At 61.8% G+C, this 16,891-nt stretch carries 13 protein-coding genes; 6 read left to right on the top strand and 7 right to left on the bottom strand.

The genetic code is table 11. The features are described 5' to 3' along the window. The first annotated feature begins 142 nt into the window (after positions 1-142). A complete protein-coding gene (locus AC2CGQ_RS07130; RefSeq protein ID WP_484593715.1) occupies positions 143-2,440 on the top strand; it encodes an FdhF/YdeP family oxidoreductase in 2,298 nt (765 codons plus the stop codon). 67 nt (positions 2,441-2,507) lie between these two features. Here the strand turns inward: AC2CGQ_RS07130 and AC2CGQ_RS07125 are convergent, their stop codons facing one another. Together AC2CGQ_RS07125 and AC2CGQ_RS07120 are read right to left on the bottom strand one after the other, a co-directional pair. Then, the gene (locus tag AC2CGQ_RS07125; protein WP_484593536.1) at positions 2,508-4,433 is read right to left on the bottom strand and encodes a DUF3857 domain-containing protein; all 1,926 of its coding nucleotides are present in this window, start codon (positions 4,431-4,433) and stop codon (positions 2,508-2,510) included. A 123-nt stretch (positions 4,434-4,556) separates the two neighbouring features. Then, positions 4,557-5,126 carry a helix-turn-helix domain-containing protein gene (locus tag AC2CGQ_RS07120; RefSeq protein WP_076741232.1) on the bottom strand — a complete coding sequence of 190 codons (570 nt, stop codon included), beginning with the start codon at positions 5,124-5,126 and terminating at the stop codon, positions 4,557-4,559. A 129-nt stretch (positions 5,127-5,255) separates the two neighbouring features. Here AC2CGQ_RS07120 and AC2CGQ_RS07115 point away from each other — a divergent pair, with 129 nt between their 5' ends. Continuing rightward, positions 5,256-6,152, top strand: coding sequence for a DMT family transporter (locus AC2CGQ_RS07115; RefSeq protein WP_088381603.1), 897 nt, complete (start codon positions 5,256-5,258; stop codon positions 6,150-6,152). Positions 6,153-6,361: 209 nt separating this feature from the next. Here the strand turns inward: AC2CGQ_RS07115 and AC2CGQ_RS07110 are convergent, their stop codons facing one another. The 5 genes from AC2CGQ_RS07110 to tetR form a co-directional block, all read right to left on the bottom strand. Then, positions 6,362-6,967 (bottom strand): nitroreductase family protein, encoded by a 606-nt coding sequence (locus AC2CGQ_RS07110; RefSeq protein ID WP_004938044.1) that lies wholly within the window; start codon positions 6,965-6,967, stop codon positions 6,362-6,364. A 69-nt stretch (positions 6,968-7,036) separates the two neighbouring features. Beyond that, a complete protein-coding gene (locus AC2CGQ_RS07105; protein WP_484593535.1) occupies positions 7,037-8,335 on the bottom strand; it encodes a c-type cytochrome in 1,299 nt (432 codons plus the stop codon). A 28-nt stretch (positions 8,336-8,363) separates the two neighbouring features. Next, a complete protein-coding gene (locus tag AC2CGQ_RS07100) occupies positions 8,364-10,622 on the bottom strand; it encodes a xanthine dehydrogenase family protein molybdopterin-binding subunit (protein ID WP_484593534.1) in 2,259 nt (752 codons plus the stop codon). Continuing rightward, positions 10,619-11,092, bottom strand: coding sequence for a (2Fe-2S)-binding protein (locus AC2CGQ_RS07095; RefSeq protein ID WP_049188933.1), 474 nt, complete (start codon positions 11,090-11,092; stop codon positions 10,619-10,621). Before AC2CGQ_RS07095 ends, AC2CGQ_RS07100 begins: the two co-directional genes overlap by 4 nt. A gap of 175 nt (positions 11,093-11,267) precedes the next feature. Beyond that, positions 11,268-11,909, bottom strand: a complete 642-nt coding sequence (gene tetR, locus AC2CGQ_RS07090) for a tetracycline resistance transcriptional repressor TetR (protein ID WP_015377927.1) — start codon at positions 11,907-11,909, stop codon at positions 11,268-11,270. A gap of 64 nt (positions 11,910-11,973) precedes the next feature. Between tetR and tet(41) the strand changes: the two genes are divergently transcribed. From tet(41) to AC2CGQ_RS07070, 4 genes are all read left to right on the top strand, one after another. Continuing rightward, positions 11,974-13,152 carry a tetracycline efflux MFS transporter Tet(41) gene (tet(41), locus tag AC2CGQ_RS07085; RefSeq protein ID WP_139831009.1) on the top strand — a complete coding sequence of 393 codons (1,179 nt, stop codon included), beginning with the start codon at positions 11,974-11,976 and terminating at the stop codon, positions 13,150-13,152. Between the two features lie 197 nt (positions 13,153-13,349). Next, complete coding sequence (locus AC2CGQ_RS07080; RefSeq protein ID WP_172574740.1) at positions 13,350-14,306, top strand: sulfonate ABC transporter substrate-binding protein; 957 nt, start codon at positions 13,350-13,352, stop codon at positions 14,304-14,306. A gap of 257 nt (positions 14,307-14,563) precedes the next feature. Next, the gene (locus AC2CGQ_RS07075; RefSeq protein WP_004938065.1) at positions 14,564-15,298 is read left to right on the top strand and encodes a MurR/RpiR family transcriptional regulator; all 735 of its coding nucleotides are present in this window, start codon (positions 14,564-14,566) and stop codon (positions 15,296-15,298) included. Between the two features lie 128 nt (positions 15,299-15,426). Further along, positions 15,427-16,863, top strand: coding sequence for a 6-phospho-beta-glucosidase (locus AC2CGQ_RS07070; protein WP_484593533.1), 1,437 nt, complete (start codon positions 15,427-15,429; stop codon positions 16,861-16,863). The last annotated feature ends 28 nt before the right edge of the window (positions 16,864-16,891 follow it).

Raw genomic sequence — 16,891 nt, 5'->3', positions numbered from 1 at the left:
CGCCCTTTCTTACTCATCTATACTGAAGCGACAGGCTCGCGTTTGACGACGGCGGCGTCTGCCTTCCTTCTTAGACGATAACGACAATATTAATTTTAAATCAATCACCTGCATTTATCGTAAGCGGTGTCGGAGGCAATCAATAATGGCGAAAAGACGAGCAGTACCCGGTGTCCATCCCTACGATGGGCCCGCCGGCGGTTGGGGCGCGCTGAAAGCGACGGCCATCGCCGTGCGCACACAGATGGATACCTTGGAAGCGCCGGTGACGCTGATGCGTACCAACCAGCCCGACGGGTTTGACTGCCCGGGATGTGCGTGGCCGGATAAAGAGCATCGCTCCACCTTTCAGTTTTGCGAAAACGGCGCCAAAGCCGTGACCTGGGAAGCGACCAGCAAGCGCGTGACCCCCGAATTCCTGGCGCAAAATACCGTGACCTCACTGCTGCAAAAAACCGATTATCAGTTGGAGGACTACGGCCGTCTGACCACGCCCCTGTTTTATGACGCCGGGACGGACACCCTGCGCCCGCTGGCCTGGGACGAGGCGTTCCAACGCATCGCCGCCGTCTTGCAGACGCTGCCGCCGGAACAGGTGGAATTTTATACCTCCGGCCGGGCGTCCAATGAAGCGGCCTACCTGTTCCAGCTGTTTGCGCGTGAGTTTGGCAGCAATAACTTTCCCGACTGCTCCAACATGTGCCATGAGCCGACCAGCGTTGGCCTGCCGCAGTCGATCGGCATCGGCAAAGGCACTGTCTCGCTGGACGACTTTGACAGCGCGGAGCTGGTTATTTCCATCGGGCACAACCCGGGCACCAACCACCCGCGCATGATGGGCACGCTGCATGAGCTGGCGCGCAAAAAAGTGCCGATCATTGTGTTTAACCCGCTGCGCGAGCGGGCGCTCGAACGTTTCACCGATCCGCAAAACGTCATCGAAATGGCGACCTACAGTTCGACCCCGATCGCTTCAACCTACTATCAGGTCAAAGCCGGCGGCGATGCCGCGGCGCTCAAAGGCATCGCCAAAGCGTTGCTGCAGTTGGATGATGAGCATGGCAATGCGCTGGATCACGCCTTTATTGCCGAGCACACTGAAGGGTTTACGGCTTTCGACGCCGATCTGCGGGCCACCCGTTGGGAAGCCATTGAGGCGGAAAGCGGTCTGACGCGTCAGGATCTGGAACAGGTCGCCGCCGCTTACGCGAAATCCAACGCCACCATCGTGACCTACGGCATGGGCATTACGCAGCACAATAAAGGGACGGCCAACGTGCGCCTGATCGCTGACCTGCTGCTGCTGCGCGGCAACATTGGCAAACCGGGCGCCGGCATTTGCCCGCTGCGCGGCCACTCTAACGTGCAGGGCAACCGCACCGTCGGCATCACCGAAAAACCCTCGGCCGAATTTTTGGCGAAGCTGGAAACGGTGTTTGGCTTCACGCCGCCCAAAGCCCAGGGTCACGATGCCGTGAAATGCATGCAGGCGATGATCGACGGCGCTTCGAAGGCGTTGATTTGCCTGGGCGGCAACTTCGCCGTGGCGCTGCCGGACCCCGAGCAGAGCTTCCCGGCGATGAAAGCGCTGGAGTTAAGCGTGCATATCGGCACCAAACTCAATCGCAGCCATCTGTTGGTGGCGAAAGAAACCCTCATTCTGCCCTGCCTGGGCCGTACCGAGCTGGACCTGCAGGCCGGCGGACGGCAATCGGTGACGGTGGAGGATTCGATGTCGATGGTGCATGCCTCGTCCGGCAAATTAAAACCGGCGTCGGAACTCCTGCGTTCGGAACCCGCCATTGTGGCCGGCATGGCCAAAACGGTGATGCCCGCCAGCAAGGTGCCCTGGGATGAGTTGGTCGAGGATTACGACGTGATCCGCGATCTGATCGAAAAAACCATCCCCGGCTTCGACAATTACAACGCGCGCATTCGTCAACCCGGCGGTTTTCGCATGCCATTGCCGCCGACAGAACGCCAGTGGCCGACGGCGACGGGCAAAGCGATGTTTTCGGTGTTCAGCGGGTTGCACGAAGACCAGATTGCGGCGGAACAAAATACGCTGCGGCTGATCACCCTGCGCAGCCACGATCAGTACAACACCACCATCTATGCCCTGGATGACCGCTATCGCGGGGTTTTCGGCAGGCGCGATGTGCTGTTTATGAATGACAGCGATCTGCAACGTTTGGGGCTGGAGCATGGCGACGTGGTCGACCTGGAAACGGCGCTGCCCGGCAGCACCCAGCGCCTGGAAGGCATCACGGTGATCGCCTACAACATCTCGGCCGGATCGGTCGGCGCCTACTACCCGGAAGCCAACGTGCTGGTGCCGCTGCATTACATCGATGAGGAGAGCGGTACGCCTTCGTACAAATCGGTGCCAATCCGCGTGAAGCTAAGATCCAAAGAGGTGCGCGCGGTTAAGATCGCTTAGTAGGAATGCTTTGGCCCCCACAGGCATCTGATTGGGGGCCATTTTTATCCGACTACGGAGCAGCGGCCTATTTGCCGTTGGCCAATTCACCGTACACCACCTGGCCGCGGAAACCGCGCCGCACCTGCTGGAACAGCTCGCGGAACGCCGGGTAATCCTGCGCCTGGCACAGCGCTTCCTTGCCGCGAATGGCGTTCACCTGCAGGCGGTGATTGACGGTCACCTGCTGCCCGTCGCGCCGCCACGCGACGCGATAGTCGCCCGCCGCATTGCGGAATTGCCGATCTTTCGGAATGGCGATGATCGGCACGTTGGCCGGCAGCTGCAGACGGTAGGTTTCATCGTAGCGCTGCGCGGTGCAGTAGAACGGCGTTTCGTTGCCCGGCGCCGCCGTGGTGGTATACAGCGTGCGGAACGATTTGCCGCCGGGCGGGTTGGGCAAGGTCATGCCGCCCACCACGCCGAAATCGACGTAGTCGTCCGCCTTGAAGCGGAAGCGGTAACCGAACTGCTTTTTGAGATCCAGCGGATCGCTGTTCATCGCCACCTCGCCGCTGCCGTCGATGCCGGAGGCGGACATGATCGTCGCTTCGGCCTGCGCCCGGTTCTGGCGGTTGATCTGCGAGAAGTAGCCCCGCAGGTCAATCTCTTCCACTTCGCTCAGCCGGCGCTCGGTTTCCCCCTGCAGGTTGCCCGCCTTGTCGAACACGAAATCGACGCTCAACGCGCTCTTGAGCGGCTGCTCGTCGCTGCCCGGCGTGCGCGCCAGTTTGGCGTCGCGCGTCAGCAGCACCGGCGCCCCCAGGTCGCCCTCCGGCAGTTGCCCGAAACGCGCCCAGGGATTGGTGGAATCGAGGTACAGTTTGAATTCCGGCACGTAGGTGATGGCGTGATTGAAGCGGCCAAGCAGCGGCACGTTAGGCAGTATCGGGCCTTCATCCATGCCGATCAGCACCGGCGAGCTTTCGATGCCCTTGGCGGCGAGCAGCGCCTCCAGGATCACCACGTGATCCTTACAGTCGCCATAGTGGTTATCGAGAATGCTCTGCGCCGAATTCGGCTCCAGCCCACCATTGCCCAGATACACCGCCACATAGCGAATGTTTTGCGCCACCCAGCGATAGAGGGCCTCCGCCTGCTCGCGCCGATCGCTGATGCCGGCGGTAATGTTGTCCGCCAGCGCCTGAATGCCCGGCGTCACCTTTGCCGCCGCGCCGGCCTTCAGCTGGTAGGCCTTGGCCAACTGCGGCCACTCGCGGTAGGTGCTGGCCATGATGGTCGGGCTGAAGGTCCAGCTGTCCGCCGCCCAGTTTTGCGCCTTCATCGGCGCGCTGCGCGAATAATGCCAGCGCCAGTGCGCTTGGCCGTTGCGGATCTGCGGCTGGTCGCCGCCCGCCACGCCGCGGGTGAAAATATGCATCGGCAGCTTGGCCGGCGCCTGCAGGGTCACTTCGGCGTCGTCGAACTGATCGAAAACGCTGAACGTCTCCCACAGGCCGAAATAGTCGGGGAAATACGGGGTGTTTTGCGTGCGGCGCAGCTCATACACCACGCGCGATCCCGGCGCCAGGTTGGAGAACACGATGACGCGCACTTTGCGGTCGGCATACAGCGGCGCCGTGGCGCTGGAGTAGCTCTCCTGGGTGTAGATGCGGTCGGGCGCCACGTCGTGGCGCTGGCCGTCGGCGGTCAGCGTATAGGCGGCGACCACCTCCAGCGTTTCCATTTTTTCGCTGTAGCTCAGGCGGATCTGGCTGAATTTCTCGATCGCCGCCTTGGTCTTCAGCAGCACTTCGTAGCTTTCCGTCTTCACGTTGGTGGCGTTGGCGTTAACGCGATAATCCGCGCGATAGCGCACGAAGCTGAAATCGTTGTTGGCCGTGTCGTTCTGGCCCTGATCCGCCGCTGCGGGCGGTGCAGCGGCCAACACGGTGGCCGGATGCGTCGCCGTCAAACCGGCGAGTAACAGTATGGAAGGAATAGCGATTTTCATCTTCGGTCCTTGAAGGGCGTTAAGCAGCGACACCGGGCCATACGTCCGTCCCGGCGTCAAAACAGGCGGGCACACTAATATAATTGAGAATCATTTTCAATAAACGAACCATCAACGCCCGGGTTAGCCCTGCTCGATCAACATGACGGCGGTGGTCTCCGGATCCAGCGCTTCGAAAATATGCTCGCGATCGGCCGAGTAGCTGATGTAATCGCCGGCGCTCAGCTCCAGCGGTTGATCCGCCGGGCCAAGGCGCGCCCGTCCACTGCTGATGATCACATGCTCGACGGTGCCCGGCGGATGCGGCCGCGAGCATTTCGTTTCACCGGGTTGCACCCGCAGCCGGTAAATGTCGCGTTGCGCCCCCGGTGGGCAGGTCGCCAACAGCGTGGCGGCGTAGTTGCCCTGCTCCGACAGCGCCGGCGTTCCCTCATGGGCGCGGATCACTTGCACCGGCCTGCTCGGCTGTGAAATCAGCCGGCTGACCGGCACATCCAGCGCCATCGCCAGCGCCCACAGCGTTTCCAGGCTGGGATTGCCACTGCCGGCTTCGAGCTGCGACAGCGTGGACTTGGCGATACCCGCGCGCTTCGCCAGTTCGGTAACGGACAGGTTCAATCGCTCCCGCTCACGGCGGATTGCCGCCGACAAGAGGCCAATCGGCGTGATGTTCTGCATTAGGCTCTCGCTCATTGTTCGTTATATCATTCAGTTGTTCGACTTGACGAACAGCATCAACCGTGTTCATCATAATGTTCGATTGTTCATTTTAATGATTAAGCGACTTCACCACAAGCACGGTCAGGCCGCGAGGGAAACAATATGAAAACGAAAACGCGCGGCGCAGTGCAAATGATCCTCGCCATGACGATCTCCGGCACCGTCGGTTGGCCGGTACTCGTTTTAGCGCAGCCGCCCGCCACGGTGGTGTTTTGGCGCTGCGCGTTCGGCGCGCTGGCGATGCTGGCCACCTGCGCCGCGCTTGGGCAACTGAAATCAGGCGCCATCAACCGGCGGCAGCTGGCGTTCGCCGTCCTGGGGGGCCTCGCGCTGGTGCTCAACTGGACACTATTGTTTGCCGCCTATGCGCATGCCTCGATCGCTGTCGCCACCGTGACCTACCATGTTCAACCGTTTATGTTGGTGGCGCTGGGAGCGCTGCTGTTCGGTGAAAAACTGACGGCTAACCGGCTGGGCTGGCTTCTGCTGGCGTTCGCCGGGATGGTGTTGATCGTCACCGGCCGGCAAAGCGGTGGCGGCAATGGCGACTATCTGCTGGGCGTGGCGCTGGCGCTGGGGGCGGCCCTGATGTACGCCCTGGCGGCGGCGATCGTCAAACAGCTGGCCGCGCTGCCGCCGCAGCTGATCGTGTTGATTCAGCTGACCGTCGGCGCGCTGGCGCTGGCCCCGTTCGCCGGTCTGGCCCACCTTCCCGCAGATTCGTTCGACTGGCTGCTGCTGGCGACCCTCGGTCTGGTGCATACCGGGTTGATGTCCACGTTGCTCTATGGCGCGATCCAGAAAATCCCCACCGCTCTGGTCGGCGCGCTGTCGTTTATCTACCCGGCAGTGGCGATCGTGGTGGACTGGGCGGCGTTCGGGCACCGTCTCAGCCTGTTGCAGCTGCTGGGCACGCTGGCCATTCTCGGCGCGGCGGCGGGCATGAACTTCGGCTGGCGATGGCCGCCCGCCGCGCACCGGGCCGGTAAAATCGGTTAATCCCGCCCGACGGGCAAGCTATGCACAATAAGGCATTCGCCTTGTGTCCGGCGCGGTGCTATTTATTTAAACTGTGTAGGGTAGAAGGAGTGTTCTATGTGGCATCACCGCCTGCAACGGCGCATCCGTTTCAGCTACTGGAACGAACTGTGCGTCACAAAAAAATAAGGGAAGGCGCAAGCCTTCCCTTTTGTCATTCACCGCTCGGGTCAAAAACGGTCGGTTTTCACCACCTCGTCGAACGGCAGCTTGCCGATGCGCGGGTAAGGTTGCCCCGCCGCCTTGCCGATAGCGACCATCAGCGCGATCTGATAATGCGCCGGCTTATTGATAATCTCGCCCACCGCGTCGAAATCAAAACCGTCCATCGGGCAAGAGTCGTAGCCCTGCGCCTTGGCCGCCAGCATCAGCGTCTGGGCGAAGATGCCGCTGCTGCGCATCACCTCGTCGCGCTGCACCTGCGGCTTACCGCGATAATACTGATCGACGGCCGGGATCATGAATTGCTGCACCGGCTCCGCGGCCTCGGCCCAGACGGTTTTTACCTGTGACTCCCAGCTCGACAGATCGCCGCACAGCACGACCAGCATCGACGCGTCGGTCACCTGCGCCTGCCCCCACGCCGCCTCGCGAATTTTCTCGCGCTGCGCGCGATCTTCGATCAGCAGCGGGCGCCAGTGCTGCAGGTTAAACGCGCTGGGAGCGCCCTGCAGCGCGATAGTCAGCAACGCTTTTTTCTCTTCGAGCGTCATCACGTGCTGCGCATCGAACTGCTTGGTGGCGCGGCGCTGGCGGATTGCGTCTAACGTATTCATTTTACTGCCTCTGTCCATGTAAAAAGCTCTATTGTCGCCAACGCGGCGTGGCTGTCCAGCCCCCGGCGGTTATTTCTGCGCGGTTTCGGCGCGCAAGCGGCCGACCTGCGCCGCCAGGTCCGGCCACGGCGCCTGACCGGCGTAATGCTGCCGCAGGTAGTTGAGCAGGATGGCGATCTGCGCGTCATTCAGGTTATGGCGAAAGCCCGGCATATAGCCCAGCTCGGCGTTCGCCGGCCGCTGTATGCCGTCCAGCACCACGCGAATGGCGTTGTCCGGCGCCTCGGCGAACAGGTTGGTATTCAGCGCCAGAGACGGGCGCACCCCCGCCATCTGCGCGCCTTTTTCCTGCGCATGGCACGCCATGCAGGCGCCGGAAAACAGCCGCGCCCCTTGCGAACTCAGGGGCTCGACCTGGCGCTCCGCCTGAGCGTTCAAAGTTGCCGCCGCGGCCTGCGCCGCCGCTTCCGGATGATAGCTGCGCAGATAGACGGCGATCGCCTGCAGGTCGGCCTGCGGCAAGCGCGACAGCCCTTCTTCGATCACCGGCGCCATCGGGCCGGCGGCGACGCCGTGGTTGGCCGAGTAGCCGGTGCGCATGAAATCGACCAGATCCTGCTGTGACCAGGCGAGCGGCGCGGGCGAGCGGCCGGTCAACGCCGGCGCCGTCCAGCCCTCCGCCACGCCGCCGGCCAGGTGCTCGCCGCCGGTTTTCTCACCGAACAGCACGTTGCGCGGTGAGTGGCAGGCGCTGCAGTGCCCCAACCCTTCGGCCAGGTACGCACCGCGGTTCCAGTCGGCGCTTTGGGCTGGCTGTTCCGGCAACGCGCCCGGCGTCAGGAACAGCAGGTTCCAGGCGAAGATGCCCTGGCGAATGTTGAACGGAAAGTGCAGATCGGTGGCCGGCGGCCGGTACTTGACCGGCGGCTGCGACATCAGATAGGCATACAGCGCCTGCAGATCGTCGTCGCGGGTGCGGGTAAAGGCGGTATAGGGAAACGCCGGATAGAGATAGCGACCCTGGCGATCGACGCCGTGGCGCATGGCGCGTTCGAACGCCGCGTAGCTCCAGCTGCCAATGCCGGTTTCCACGTCCGGCGTGATGTTGGTGGTGTAAATGGTGCCGAAGGGGATCTCCATCGCCAGCCCGCCGGCGTTGCGCTCGCCGCCCGCACGGGTGTGGCACACCGCGCAGTCGCCGAGATCGGCCAACGTTTTGCCACGCGCGATCTGCGCCTCGCTGAAACTGTGGGTCGCATCGGCGGCGAGCGGCGCAATCTCCGGCTGCCAACTGGCGACCACGCCGGCGACTACCACGGCGATCACCGTGACGCCGCCCCACCCGACGATTTTTTTCATCTTACTCATCTTTGCTGTCCTTGTTCGTTACGGGGGGTTAATGGCCGGCCTGAGCGCGCAGCGCGGCGAGCACCCGCGCCGGTGTGAACGGCACCTCGCGCAGGCGCACGCCGAGGGCGTCAAACAGCGCGTTGCCGATCGCCGCCGCACTCGGCACCGAGGCGGACTCTCCTGCGCCTATCGGCGCTTCGTCCGGGCGGTCGATCAGCTGGATATCGATCTGCGGCAATTCGTCGAAGCGCAGGATCGGATAGCCGCCCCAGTCCAATGACGTCACGCCCGACGCGTTGAAGGTCACAAACTCTTTCAGCACCCGGCTGGCGGACTGGATAATGTTGCCGTGCACCTGATGGCGCACCCCGGCCGGATTGATCATCCGGCCGCAATCATGCGCCACGAAGATTTTATCGAGCGTGATCTGCCCGGAAAGGCGATTGACGCTGAGATCGCACACCCAGGCCGCCCAGGCGGCGCCGAAGCCGGGAAATTTGCTGTGGAAATAGCGCGCATAGGCGAAGCCGCGGCCGCTCACCACTTCGGCGCCGGCGGCGCGCGACCGGTGCGCCGGGCCGTCTTGCCAGTTCGCCTGGCGCTTCAGGGCCTCAATCAAGGCCACTGCGCGCGGATCGTTCAGGTAACGCAGGCGAAACGCGATCGGATCCTCGCCAGCACGCCAGGCCAGCTCGTCGATCCAGGACTCATGGGCGAACACGTTGGGCAGCGCCGAAACGCCGCGCATCCACGAGGCCCGCACGATCGGCGCGGCGTCCTGGCAAATCACCCGCATGTGCGGATACTCGTATTGCGGAATGGCGGTGCGATCGCCCATCTGTTGCACGTCAGCCCGGTTGGCCACCTTGCCGGTCAACACCAGCGGCAAGGTCACCGCATTGTTGGAGGGATAGCTGGTTTTCAACTCGTAGGCCGCCACTCGGTTTTGCGCGTCGAGGCCGCCGCGCACCCGGATCAACTGACCGGTGCCCTTCGGCTCCCAGCCGGATTCCTGTTCGCGCATCAGCTGCACCCGCACCGGGCGGCCGGTCGCCCGCGCCAACAGCGCCGCGTCCGCCGAGACGTCGTCGGCGCAGTTGCGGCCATAGCAGCCGGAGGCCTCCATGCGGGTGATATGCACCTGCTCAGGCGCCAATTCCAGCAGCGTGGCGATATCTTTACGCAGATCGTGCGGGTTTTGCGTGCCGGACCACACCTGCGCCCGCCCGTCTTTAACCTCCGCCACTGCGCAGGAAGGGCCGATCGAGGCGTGCTGATGGTAAGGCCAGACATAGTCCGCCCGCACTTCGGTATGCAACAATGCCAGCGCGTCGTCCGTGCCCGCATCGTCGCGCAGCACGCGGTCAGTTTTCGGGTTGGCTTCCAGTGCGGCGGGCAGCGCCTCCGGCGACAGGTCCGGCAGGCCGGCCCAGGGTTTCCATTCGGTTTTCAGCCGGCGCATGGCGGCGATCGCCTGCTCTTCGCGCTCGGCCACAATGCCGATGAAATCGTTGATCACCACCAGTTTCACGATGCCCGGCAGATGCGCGATCGAACTTTCATCCACCGACAACAGGCCGCCGCCCAGCGGCGCGCTGCTGTCGGCGCCTGCGTAAGGCGGGCGCACCACCCGGCCATGCAGCATGCCGGGCAAACGCAGATCGTGCACGTAGGTCAGCGCGCCGCTCACTTTGGCCGGAATATCGACCCGGGCGACGGCGCGGCCGACATAGCGGTTCTGCTGTTCACCGTTCAGCGGCACGTTTTTATCCAGCGCCACGTGCAGATTCTGCCCGCTCGCCAGCTGCGCATAGCTCAAGGCGCGCCCCGGATTCTTGGTCACAAACACCTGCCCCGCCGCCGCCGTCAGCTGGTCGGCCGGCAGTTCGAAGGCTTTGGCCGCCAGCGCCGTCAGCATATGCCGCACCTGCGCCGCCGCCTGGCGCAGCGGCACCGACGTCACCTGAAGGGTGGCGCTGGCGATGGTCGGCCCCTGATCCGGCGTGCGTTGCGTATCGCCGAGGATCATCGTGACGTGCTCGAACGGCACGCAAATTTCGTCGGCGACGATCTGCGCCAGCGCGGTGCGAATGCCGGTGCCGAGATCGACGTGGCCGTTGAATGCCGTCACCCGGCCGTCGGCGGTGAGGCTGATAAAACTGTCTACCCTGTCCAGCGGCAGCTCGGCAGGCGTTGGGGCGGGCTCGGCGGCGAAGGCGTTAAACGGCGCGGGCAGCAGGCTGCTGACCATCACCACACCGCCGGCCTGCAACAGCTGGCGGCGGGTCAGTTCGAGGCGGCTCATGCTTGCCTCCGTGCAGCCAGCAGCGCGCGGGCGCGTTCGGCGGCGCGCAAGATCTCAAGATGGGTGCCGCAGCGGCACAGGTTGTAGGCCAGCTCTTTCTTGATCGCCTGTTCGTCCGCCTCGGGTTCACGTTCGAACAGCGCGACCAGCGTCATGATCATGCCGTTGACGCAGTAGCCGCATTGCGCCGCCTGCTCATCGATAAATCCTTGCTGCACCGGGTGCGGCGTTTCCGGCGTGCCCAGGCCTTCCAGCGTGGTGACGGACTTGCTTCCTACCGCGGCCAACGGCATTGAGCAGGAGCGAGCGGCGACGCCGTTGATAAGAACGGTGCAGGCGCCGCACTCCCCCAGGCCGCAGCCGTATTTGGGGCCATTCAAGTGCAGATCGTTGCGTAACACGTACAACAGCGGGGTCTCGGGCGAGATATCGCCGAGTGGAACCACCCGGCCATTAACATTGATTTCCATGGTGAAACTATCCCTTAAACAAACGGATTTAATCCGTAACATCACTGCGGCGAATAATTGCGCAGCGTGCTAATAATTATCATCAAAAGACTTGATAATGTTAAGGGAATGTAGCCGCCATGGCTTTAACGAAAAGTGGGTATTTTCTATAAATTTCCGATAGATAAGCCCGGTTTTATGATTGCGTCCCGTGATTATTGGCGTTCGTCAACGCGGCCTCGGCACCGTCGACCAACAGCCGCACGCTGGCTTCGAACAGCGCGTCTGCACCCTTATCCTGCAAAGTTTCCCAGCCTTCGCACAGCAGCGGGTAACGCTGGCGATCGGCGTCATTCAGCGTATCGTCCGGCTGCATTTGCTGCTCTTCCAGCACCCAGCCTACGACGAAGCGCCCGACGGCGAACAGCAAATTCACCGCGCGTTCAGGCGTCAAGCCCGCCCGGCACAGCAGCGCCACCTTGGCCTCGATAATGGCGAATTGCGGCTCCTGCGGCCGGGTGCCGGCATGCAGACGCGCGCCGTCGCGGTAAGCCAGCAGCGCCCGACGGAAATTGCTCGCATTGGTGACGACCCAATCCTGCCAGGGCATGTCGGCGGGCACCTCTTCACGGTGATCCAGCATGATGGTTTCCGCCATCGCCTTCAGCAGCTCGGCCTTGTTCTTGAAATGCCAATAGAGCGTGGGAGATTGCACGCCCAAATGTTGCGCCAGGCGACGGGTGCTCAGAGCATCGATGCCGATTTCATTCAGCAGCGCCAGCGCTCCGCGCAGGACGGTTTCACGCGTTAAACGTATCGTAGTATTTTTTTCACTCATCTCTCTATCACTGATAGGGTAACTATGGAATACTCAATACTCTATCACTGTTAGAGTCACAATCTTGAAAAAACCTATGCTGGTTATTTTGTTGACGGTGTTGCTGGATGCGGTGGGCATCGGTCTGATCATGCCGATCCTGCCGGTGCTGTTGCGCTCGCTGGGCGGTCTTGACGCCGGCAGCCTGCATTACGGTGCCCTGCTGGCGGCCTATGCGCTGATGCAATTCCTGTTTTCACCGATCCTCGGCGCGTTGAGCGATCGCTTCGGCCGGCGGCCGGTGCTGTTAATTTCACTCGCCGGCGCCGCGGCCGACTACCTGCTGATGGCGTTCGCGCCGACGCTGGCCTGGCTCTATCTGGGTCGGTTGCTGGCGGGCATCACCGGCGCCAACATGGCGGTCGCCACCGCTTACGTTACCGATATTACTCCTGCCGGCCAGCGCGCGCGGCGTTTCGGCCTGGTGGGCGCGGTGTTCGGCGTCGGCTTTATCGTCGGCCCGCTGCTCGGCGGTTCGCTGGGCGAGTGGCATCTGCATGCGCCCTTCCTGGCGGCGGCGGCGATGAATGCCCTCAACCTGGCGATGGCGTTTTTCCTGCTGCCGGAATCGCGTAAACCCCGCACCCGCGCCGCCGAGAAAATCCGCCTCAATCCCTTTTCGTCATTGCGACGGCTGCACGGCAAACCGGGCCTGCTGCCGCTGGCCGGCATTTATCTGATCATGGCGCTGGTTTCACAGGCGCCGGCCACGCTGTGGATTTTATACGGCCAGGATCGTTTCGGCTGGAGCATGATGGTGGCGGGCCTGTCGCTGGCCGGTTACGGTGCCTGCCACGCGCTGTCGCAGGCCTTCGCCATCGGCCCGCTGGTCGCGCGGCTCGGCGAACGCAAGGCGCTGCTGATCGGCCTGACCGCCGACGCGCTGGGCCTGGTGCTGTTATCGATCGCCACGCGCGGCTGGGCGCCCTTTGCGCTGCTGCCGTTCTTCGCCGCGGGCGGTATGGCGCTGCCCGCGCTGCAGGCGTTAATGGCGCAAAAGGTGGACGACGATCATCAGGGCGAGCTGCAAGGGACGCTGGCCAGCATGGGCAGCCTGATCGGCGTCGCGGGGCCGCTGATGGCGACGGCGCTGTATGCCGCCACGCGTGATGTCTGGCCCGGCCTGGTCTGGGCGTTGGCCGCCGCCCTCTATCTGCTGGTGCCGCCGTTGCTGGCGCGTTCGCGCGAGCGTGACGCGGCATAGCGTAGAGATCCCCTTCTCCCGCTTAAGCTCATTTATGGCTAAGCAAGGCATTATTCAGCATAAGCGGGCGCTTTACACGCCAGTGCGCCGCTCATTATCATCGCCCTTATCCCGCCGCAGGAAAATTTGAATGCCGTTTCATGGCGTTACGCCCAGCGCGTATCGCTATTGTTCACTTCGCCTATCGGAAAATCAGGATGAGAAAACTCACAACGCCGCTGATCGCCGCCCTGCTGCTCGGCCTGCTTAGCCTGCCGGCCGGCGCGCAGGAGAAACCGCAGCAAATCACCATCGGTTACCAGAAAGCCAACATTTTTGCGCTGCTGAAATACCGCGGCACGCTGGAAAAAGCCCTTGAGCCGCAGGGCGTCAAGGTTCGCTGGATAGAATTCCCCGCCGGCCCGCAGATGTTGGAGGGGTTGAACGTCGGCAGCATCGATCTGGCGGCGACCGGCGACGCGCCGCCGGCCTTCGCGCAAGCCGCCAAGGCCGATCTGGTTTATTTGGCGCATTCGCCGCCCAGCCCGAAAACCGAAGCCATCGTGGTGCCGCAGGATTCGCCGATCCGCTCCGTGGCCGATCTGAAAGGCAAACGCGTGGCGTTGAACAAAGGGTCTGACGTCAATTACCTGCTGGTGAGCGCGCTGGAACAGGCCGGCTTGAGCTACAAGGACATCACGCCGGTCTATCTGCCGCCGAGCGATGCCCGCGCCGCCTTCCAGCGCGGCAGCGTCGACGCCTGGGTGATTTGGGATCCCTACTACGCCGAGGTGGAAACCCGCGCCAACGCCCGCCTGCTGAAAGACGCGGAGGGCCTGGTGCCGCACTATACCTTCTATCTCGCCAGCCGCCGCTTTGCCGAAACCTACCCGGACAGCGCCAAACAGGTGATTCAACAGCTCGGCGCGCTGAGCGACTGGGCCAACGAGCATCCACAGGAAGCGGCGGCGATCCTCGCTCAGAGCACCGGTCTGGATCAGGCCATTTGGGCCAGAGCCATCGCCCGCATGCCGTTCGGCAGCCAGCGCATGTCGCCGGAGGTGTTCAGACAGCAACAGCAGTTGGCGGATAAATTCACCGCCATCGGGCTGCTGCCGGTTAAGGTGGATGTCAACGCCGCCCGCTGGTCCGAAGATAAGCCCGAGGCGCCATAGCCTTTGCCGCGCTTTGGTTTTAGAAAGCAGAAACCGGCATTTTGCCGCCGGCATCAGCTGGCCTATGCTAACCCTGTGTGATGAAACGCGTTTTCATGGCATGTCTTCCGGAACGTTTTGCTTTATTTGTTCGTCGTGAACCCTGGGCCGCCCCTGACTGGTGCGGCTTTTCTTTTTGTTCGGCAGTGTCGGCGGCGGCGAATTTTGCTATGGTAACCCGCAGATAAATGTCCCGTTTTCAGCCGCCGGATCGACCCATGTTTACCCATAAAGCAATCGCCGAGCTCAACGCCCTGGAGCTGATGGTTTATAACTACGTCAGCAAACACAAAAATCAAGTGATGTACATGACCATCCGCGAGCTGGCCGAGGCCGCCGGCGTATCCACCACTACCGTGCTGCGATTTTGCAAAAAAATGGGTTGCGACGGTTATTCAGAATTTCGCATCCGTTTCAAACTGTATCTGGAGCAAAGCGATGCGCCGCCGGTCGATTCCGGCATCGGCGAAATTCTCAGTTTTTTTAAAAGCGTCAGCAACGACGAATTTAATCAGTTACTCGATGAAGCGGCGCATCATATCGCCGCCGCCGAGCGGATTATTTTCGTCGGCATCAGCACCTCTGGCGCCTTGGGGAAATATGGCGCGCGTTTCTTTTCCAACGTCGGGAAATTCAGCACCCATATCGACGATCCTTATTATCCCGTCAACAGCGATATGTATAAAAACGCGGTGGCGATCATGCTGTCGGTTTCCGGCGAAACCGAAGAGATCCTGCGGCTGGCCAGCCAATTCAGTCTGCACCACTGCAAGATCATCAGCATCACCAACAACGAAACCTCTTCGCTGGCGCGGCTGGCGGACTTTAATCTCTCCTACCACGTGCCGCAGCATTTGATCGGCGGCCATCACAATATCACCACGCAGATCCCCGTGCTTTACATTATTGAAACCATCGGCAAACGGCTTGGGCATATTAATTCGGCAAAATAAAACAGGCTGTTTTTTTATTGTGACAAATCACTTTGTCCGGCGATTTGTTATATCGTGACATTTCTTTTGGTCTTGTTACTCTATTGGCAATGCGAACGTTATTATCCTTCATTAAATAAGATGAGACATTGACGATGAAACAGTTGCCGAAAGATTTTCTGTGGGGAGGCGCGGTCGCCGCGCACCAGGTTGAAGGCGGTTGGGATCGGGGCGGCAAAGGCCCAAGCATCGCCGACGTGCTGTCCGGCGGTTCGCACGGCGTCGATCGCGTGATGACCGACGGCGTGCTCGACGGCTACCGTTACCCCAACCATGAAGCGGTGGACTTCTACGGTCGCTACAAGCAGGACGTGGCGCTGTTCGCCGAGATGGGCTTCAAATGCTTCCGCACCTCGATCGCCTGGACGCGCATCTTCCCGAACGGCGACGAAGCAACGCCAAACGAGGCCGGCCTGCAGTTTTACGACGATCTGTTCGACGAGTTGCTGAAATACGGCATCCAGCCGGTGATTACCCTGTCGCACTTCGAAATGCCTTACCATTTGGTGAAAACCTACGGCGGCTGGAAAAACCGCCGGGTGGTGGAATTTTTCGTGCGCTTTAGCGAAGTGGTGATGCGCCGCTACCGCGAGAAGGTGAAGTACTGGATGACCTTCAACGAGATCAACAACCAGAGCAACTACCGCTACCCGCTGTTCGGCTACTGCTGTTCCGGCGTGGACTACACCCAGGAAGACAATCCGGAGCAGGCGCTGTACCAGGTATTGCACCACCAGTTCGTCGCCAGCGCGCAGGTGGTCAAACTCGGCCATCAGATCAACCCGGAGTTCAAGATCGGCTGCATGCTGGCCTGCGTGCCGTTCTACCCTTATTCCTGCAAGCCGGACGACGTGATGTACGCCGTGGAGGCGATGCACCAGCGCTATCTGTACACCGACGTGCAGATGCGCGGCTACTACCCAAGCTATCTGCTGCGCGACTGGGAACGCAAAGGGCTGAAGATCGAGATGCAGCCGCAGGACGCACAGATCCTGCGCGAGGGCTGCACCGACTACATTGGCTTCAGCTATTACATGAGCAACGCGCTGCAGGCCAACGCGGTGGAAGGCAGCGACGGCATGTTCGGCTTCCCGGGCAACGTGCCGAACCCGCACGTCAAGGCTTCCGACTGGGGCTGGCAGATCGATCCGGTCGGGCTGCGCTACTCGCTGAACGTATTGTATGAACGTTACCAGAAACCGCTGTTTATCGTGGAGAACGGCTTCGGCGCCTTCGACAAGGTGGAAGCGGGCGGCCAGATCAACGATGACTATCGCATCGACTATCTGCGCGCCCATATCGAAGAGATGAAAAAAGCGGTGATTGAAGACGGCGTAGACCTGATCGGCTATACGCCGTGGGGCTGCATTGACTGCGTATCGTTCACCACCGGCGAGTACAGCAAGCGCTACGGCTTTATCTACGTCGATAAACACGACGACGGCACCGGCACGCTCGAACGTTCGCGCAAGAAAAGCTTCGACTGGTATCGCCGGGTGATCGCCAGCAACGGCGAACAGCTTTAACCGCACGGCAAACCAATCAGGGGCGATG

Source organism: Serratia sp. DFXYC6 (assembly GCF_057196085.1).
Note: the sequence above shows the minus strand (reverse complement) of the source record. Positions and strands in the feature narration are given on the sequence as shown.